This is a genomic window from uncultured Limnohabitans sp. (assembly GCF_937889215.1).
Lineage (GTDB): Bacteria > Pseudomonadota > Gammaproteobacteria > Burkholderiales > Burkholderiaceae_C > Limnohabitans_A.
Genome location: NZ_CALBEX010000405.1, coordinates 1 through 6,048 on the forward strand (window position 1 = coordinate 1; position 6,048 = coordinate 6,048).

A 6,048-nucleotide genomic window follows, 5' to 3' on the forward strand; every position below is an offset into this window, starting at 1 on the left:
AGCGAGGAAGAGGCCAAAGAAGTGGCCGAGGGCCACAACGCCAAAAACGTCGAAGCCGATTTGTCTGCCGCCGTGGCCCAGGCCCGCACCGTGCAAGCCGCTATTAAGCCCATCACTCAGCCGCTCACCTTTGTGCCCAACCCCGCCTTGCGCGGCAAAGGCACCCACAAAGTCCCGCCCCGCGACAAAAGCGTGATCCGCCTGCCCAGCTACGAGCAAGTCAAGCAAGACGCCGTGCTGTATGCCCACGCCAACCGCGTGCTGCACTTGGAAACCAACCCCGGCAATGCCCGCTGCCTGGTGCAAGCGCACGGCGAAGGCCACACCGCCCGCGACGTGTGGATCACGCCGCCGCCCATCCCGCTCACCACGCCCGAGATGGACCATGTGTTCGACCTGCCGTATGCCCGCAGCCCGCACCCGCGCTATGCCGACGAAAACGGCAGCCATGACCACGCGACCAAAATCCCCGCTTGGGAAATGATCCGCTTCAGCGTGAACATCATGCGCGGCTGCTTTGGCGGCTGCACCTTTTGCTCCATCACCGAGCACGAAGGCCGCATCATCCAAAGCCGATCAGAAGAATCGGTCATCCGCGAGGTGGAAGACATCCGCGACAAGGTCAAAGGCTTTACGGGTGTCATCTCTGACTTGGGCGGCCCCACGGCCAACATGTACCGCTTGGGCTGCCGTACGCCCGAGATTGAGTCTGCTTGCCGCAAACCCAGCTGCGTGTTCCCAGGCATCTGCCAGAACCTGACCACCGACCACGGTCCGCTGATCAACATGTACCGCCGGGCGCGCAACCTGAAGGGCATCAAGAAGATCTTGATCGGCTCCGGTCTGCGTTACGACTTGGCCGTGCAGTCGCCCGAGTACGTGAAAGAGCTGGTGCAGCACCATGTGGGAGGGTATCTCAAGATTGCGCCCGAGCACACCGAGGGCGGCCCGCTGTCCAAGATGATGAAGCCGGGCATCGGCACCTACGACCGCTTCAAGTCGATGTTCGACAAGTACAGCGAAGAAGTGGGCAAAAAGCAGTTCCTCATCCCGTACTTCATTGCCGCCCACCCGGGCACCAGCGATGAAGACATGATGAACCTGGCCGTCTGGCTCAAAAAGAACGGCTTCAGGGCCGACCAGGTGCAAACCTTCTACCCCAGCCCCATGGCCACGGCCACGGCCATGTACCACTCCACCCGCAACCCGCTGCGCAAAATCACCCGCGACAGCGAAAAAGTAGACGTGGTCAAAGGCGACAAACGCCGCCGCCTGCACAAGGCCTTTTTGCGTTACCACGACGCCACCAACTGGCCCCTGCTGCGCGAAGCGCTCAAGGCCATGGGCCGCTCAGATTTGATCGGCAACGGCAAACACCACTTGATCCCGAACTGGCAGCCGCTGGCCGAAGAAGGCTACCAAAGCGCCCGCCGCAAAAACAGCACGGGTGCGGGGGCCAAGTCGTCGGTGTCTTTGTCGACGGCGCCCAAGCGCATGGGGCAGCCTAAGAAGGGGCAGTTGCTGACCCAGCACACGGGCCTGCCACCCCGCGCAAAGAGGTAACTTTCGGTAGTCTTTTAGACAGGAGCCATGGCTCTGGGCTGCTGGCATTGCTTGTTTTTTAAGTGCCATCTGCCAGCTCAACAGCCATTCGGCTTGGGGCATTTGTTCCGGGGCTTGTCCACAGCCATGGGCGTGGGTGGTGTGGATGGATTTAGATTTCTTACCTGCTTTGATGGGGATTTATTCAAGCCAGATGACCATATATGTCCGTTTTGGCGCAAAATGCGCCACAAAGGAGCGTCTCATGTCTGCATCACCTTCTTCGTTTGCATCCGTCAAATTGCCTGCTGGTTTGGTCACCCAGGCCCGCGAAGCGGCCACGCCCATGCGCCGCTCGGTAGCAGGGCAGATCGAGTATTGGGCCACGCTGGGGCGCATTGCCGAGGCTTCTGGCTTGACCATCACGGAGGCCCGAGAGGCCATCGCGCTCTACGATGTGCGCCAGACCACCACGCTGTCTGCGGCCGATCCGCTGGACGCCATTGAGGCGGATTTTGTGGCCGCCGAAAGCACCGGCCGCCTTGCCCAGGCCGTGCGCCAGACCGTGCAAAGCAACCGCCGACAGGTGGTGAAGGCCGCTTGAGCAACTGCCTTTTTTGAAACCCGTTTTCTTTTTGCTCGCTGGCCCCAATGGGGCTGGCAAATCGACTTTGTACCGCTCAGCGGTTGCTTCTGGCTTGTTGCCGTCCGATGCCGAATTTGTGAATGCGGACCTGCACGAAGCTCACGCTCTGCAGCACATCACCGATCCCGAACTGCGTTCTGCCCAAGCCCGAGCTTGGGCCGATGCGCGTCGCGCCGCTTGTCTGGCGCAGGGCCAGTCGTTTGTGAGCTAGACGGTGTTTCCGCATCCGTCCAAACTGGCTTTGATGCGGGATGCGCGAGCGGCAGGTTTTGCCGTGGTGCTGTTGGTGGTGTGTGTGAATGACCCGTGTCAGTTGCTGGGCCGGGTGGCGCAACGGGTGGCCGAAGGCGGGCACGATGTGCCGTCCGAGCGCATTTTGGCGCGTTACCCACGGACTTTGCAGAATTTGCAGGACGCCATTCCCTTGGCCGATTTGGCTTTGCTCTACGACACCTCGGGCGTGGGCAGACATGGCATTTCTGGCCCCAAGCTTGTGGCCCGTTGGCGTCATGGGGTGTGGCATTGGCAGGTGGCGCGGCCACCGGCTTGGGCCAAAAAGGTTCAACCAGCCAAGCCGCCCACTCCGTTGGTTTCGTAGTTCTGGCTTGGCTTGAGGTCAGGGCGAGGTCAGCGAGAGGGTGGCGCGGGCGCTGGTGTGGCCTCAGATGGCGTCTGGTGCATCCGCCGTGTTGGCCCCTTTTTGTGCCACCACGCATTGCACCCCCTGATCGTTCATGAGCTGCGCCAGCGCAGGCTCGGTTGGTAAGTCGGTGAACAGGGTGTGCACCGCTTGGAGCGGGGCCATTTCGATCATGGCCGGGCGGCCGAATTTGCTGTGGTCGGCCACTAGCCAGACCTGGCGTGATTGGGCCACGATGGCGCGGGCCACCATGACTTCGCGCAGGTCGTAGTCGCGCAGGGTGCCGTCGACGTCGATGCCGCTGATGCCGATCAGGCCTATGTCCACCTTGAACTGGCGGATGAAGGCCAGCGCCGCTTCGCCCACCACGCCCAGGTCTTCGTGGCGCACGGTGCCGCCCGCCACCAGCACTTCGCACTGGGGGTTGGCCGCGAGGATGTGCGCCACATGCAGGTTGTTGGTCACCACGCGAAGGCCTTTGTGCTGCAGCAGTTCGCGGGCCACGGCCTCGACGGTGGTGCCAATGTTCATGAACAGGCTGGCACCGTCGGGGATGGCCTGGGCCACTTGCCGGGCGATGTCTTGTTTGGCTTGGGCCTGGGTGCGTTGGCGTTCGGTGTAGGTGGTGTTGCGTGTGGACGAGTCGGCCACCCGCACGCCGCCATGAAAGCGCTCCAGCATGGCCGCCTCGGTCAGGCGCTGCAGGTCGCGCCGCACGGTTTGCAGGGGGATGCCCAGCTGTTCGGCCAGGGTTTCGGTTTTAACGCTGCCGTGTTCGCGCACGGCTTGCAAAAGGGACAGTTGTCGGGGATTGAGAGCCATGGCAGTCGCTGTGGGGTCAAGGGCAGTACTCAGTTCTTCAGAATAGCGCAAAAACCGACCGTTTCATCGATACAATCAAAAACAGTCAATTTAGAACAATAATTTTCGATCATTTCAGGAAAATTTGTGGAAATTCCAAGCGCTTTGTGTTCTGACGCCCCCCGCGTGAACGCCTCCGGTGAGCCCACTGAACCCGATGCCCCGTGGGATGTGTTGGTGGTCGGTGGCGGTGCCACGGGCTTGGGGGTGGCCGTGCAGGCGGCGCTGCAAGGCCAGCGGGTGGCCTTGCTGGAGGCGGGCGATTGGGCCTGCGGCACCTCGTCGCGCTCGACCAAGTTGCTGCATGGCGGTGTGCGCTACCTGGCGCAAGGGCATTGGCAACTGGTGCGCGAGGCCTTGCGCGAACGCGCCACGGTCTTGGCCTTGGCCCCGCATTTGGCGCAGCCTTTGTCTTTTGTGGTGCCCGGGGCCAGTTGGCTGTCTTGGGCCTGGACGGGCATGGGCCTGAAACTCTACCAATGGTTGTCTGGGCGCTGGAGTTTGGGGCGCACGGTGGCCTTGTCGCGCCGCCAGTTGCTGGTGCGTTGCCCGGGCGATGCGGCCGATGGCGTTGAGGGTGGCGTTACTCCCGCAGTGGGCAGCGCTGCACCGCAAAGCACTTGGGTGGCGGGCATGCGCTACTGGGATGCACAGTTTGAAGACGCGCGCCTTGCCTTGGCGCTGGCCAAGACGGCCCGCCGCGCTGGGGCCAGTTTGCACAACCACGCCCGGGTCACGGGCTTGCAGCGCGAGGCGCAGGGCTGGCGCGTGCAGTGGCTGGACGAGCGCAGCGGCCAAACCCGCGAGGGCCTGGCCCGTTGTGTGGTCAATGCCACCGGAGTCTGGGTCGATGGTTTGCGCCAGATGGCCTTGTCGTCCGGCCGCAGCACCAGCAGAGATGGCCCCCAAGTCAAGCCGCTGGTCACGGCCAGCCAGGGCGTGCACCTGGTGGTGGCCCGCGAGCGTTTGCCCATTCGCGAGGCAGTGTTGATTCCGAGAACCGCCGATGGCCGTGTTTTGTTTGCCGTGCCTTGGTTGGGGGCCACCGTGATCGGCACCACCGACACCCCCCGCGCCGACGCGCCGCAAGAGCCCGTGCCCAAGGCCGAGGAGTTGGATTTTCTTTTTCGTGAAGCCCGCCAGTCGCTGGGTGTGAGCTTGATCCGGGCCGATGTGCTGAGCGTCTGGGTCGGTTTGCGCCCCTTGGTGGTGCAGGGCGCAGCGGATGGGGCAGGCGGGTCGACCAGCCAAATGTCACGCGAGCACCTGATTCGACGCGAAGCCCCGGGTTTTGTGACGGTGACGGGCGGCAAGTGGACCACTTACCGCAGCATGGCCGAGCAGGTGATGCAGGCCCTGGCCGAGCACGGCGACTTGGCCTCAGGGCCTGGCGTGGCCCCAAGCCCGGTGAACACCGCGCTGCACCGCTTGGTGGGTGCGCCGCCAGCGGGTGCAGTGCCAAGCTCAGCCTCGGCGGCATACTCCCGTATCGGCGAAGCCCCCGGTTTGCATTTGTGGGGCACCGAGGCCGAACAGGTGTTGCGCCTGCCCGGTGCTGGGCACGATCTGGGCATGGGCCTGAGCGAGGCCATGGTGCGCTTTGCGGCCCGCCATGAATGGGCATTGACAGTGGAAGACATGCTGGCCCGCCGTTGGCGTGCGTTGTTCCTCGATGCTCGGCAAGCGGCTCGCATGGCCCCGGCCGTAGCCGCTTTGTTGCAAGAGGAAACCGGACTTGACCCCCGGCTTGATGCGTTTTTAGAGTTGTGCCAGCGGTACACCCTGGCCGATTGATTTTTGTTTGAATCCCTAACCCTTGAAGAGGCTGTTTTGACCATTTCCACGTCCACCCCCACTGCGTCCACACGTTACGGCATCATCGGCTGCGGCATGATGGGGCAGGAGCATTTGCGCAACATTGCCTTGCTGCCTGGTGCGCAGGTCACGCGCATTTTTGAGCCCGATGCCGACATGCTGGCCAGCAGCCTGGCCTTGGTGCCGGGTGCGCAAAGCGCTGCCAGTCTGGCCGAGGTGGTCACTTCGCCCGATGTGGATTGCCTGCTGATCGCCAGCCCCAACTTTTGTCATGCGGACCAGCTGCGCGAGATTGCCCGCCTGCGGCCGTTGCCCGTTTTGCTCGAAAAACCCGCATGCACCCATCTGGACGACGTGCGCAGCCTGGCCGCTTTGCAAGCAAGTTACCCGGCCCCGATCTGGGTGGCCATGGAATACCGCTACATGCCGCCAGTGGCCATGCTGGCGCAAGAGGTGCATGGCCAGCAAAACACCGGCCCGGTCAAGATGCTGAGCATCCGCGAGCACCGTTTTCCGTTTTTGGTCAAGGTGGGCGACTGGAACC

At 63.0% G+C, this 6,048-nt stretch carries 7 protein-coding genes; 6 read left to right on the forward strand and 1 reads right to left on the reverse strand.

Annotation, left to right across the window (positions count from 1 at the left end; all coding sequences use genetic code 11):
* The 4 genes from Q0341_RS10175 to Q0341_RS10190 all read left to right on the forward strand — a co-directional run.
* A partial coding sequence (locus Q0341_RS10175) for a YgiQ family radical SAM protein (protein ID WP_299512824.1) occupies positions 1–1,563 on the forward strand: 1,563 nt, incomplete at its 5' end.
* A gap of 244 nt (positions 1,564–1,807) precedes the next feature.
* Positions 1,808–2,146: a hypothetical protein gene (locus Q0341_RS10180; RefSeq protein ID WP_299512827.1), complete on the forward strand. Its 339-nt coding sequence runs from the start codon at positions 1,808–1,810 to the stop codon at positions 2,144–2,146.
* Between the two features lie 13 nt (positions 2,147–2,159).
* The gene (locus Q0341_RS10185) at positions 2,160–2,399 is read left to right on the forward strand and encodes a hypothetical protein (protein WP_299512829.1); all 240 of its coding nucleotides are present in this window, start codon (positions 2,160–2,162) and stop codon (positions 2,397–2,399) included.
* A gap of 3 nt (positions 2,400–2,402) precedes the next feature.
* A complete protein-coding gene (locus tag Q0341_RS10190) occupies positions 2,403–2,786 on the forward strand; it encodes a hypothetical protein (protein ID WP_299512831.1) in 384 nt (127 codons plus the stop codon).
* Positions 2,787–2,849: 63 nt separating this feature from the next.
* Here Q0341_RS10190 and Q0341_RS10195 read toward each other — a convergent pair whose 3' ends face one another.
* Positions 2,850–3,650, reverse strand: coding sequence for a DeoR/GlpR family DNA-binding transcription regulator (locus tag Q0341_RS10195; RefSeq protein ID WP_299512834.1), 801 nt, complete (start codon positions 3,648–3,650; stop codon positions 2,850–2,852).
* 126 nt (positions 3,651–3,776) lie between these two features.
* Here Q0341_RS10195 and Q0341_RS10200 point away from each other — a divergent pair, with 126 nt between their 5' ends.
* Entirely contained in the window at positions 3,777–5,483 is a 1,707-nt protein-coding gene (locus Q0341_RS10200) for a glycerol-3-phosphate dehydrogenase/oxidase (protein ID WP_299512837.1), read from the forward strand.
* Positions 5,484–5,519: 36 nt separating this feature from the next.
* The coding region (locus Q0341_RS10205; RefSeq protein ID WP_299512840.1) for a Gfo/Idh/MocA family oxidoreductase at positions 5,520–6,048 on the forward strand (529 nt) is incomplete at its 3' end.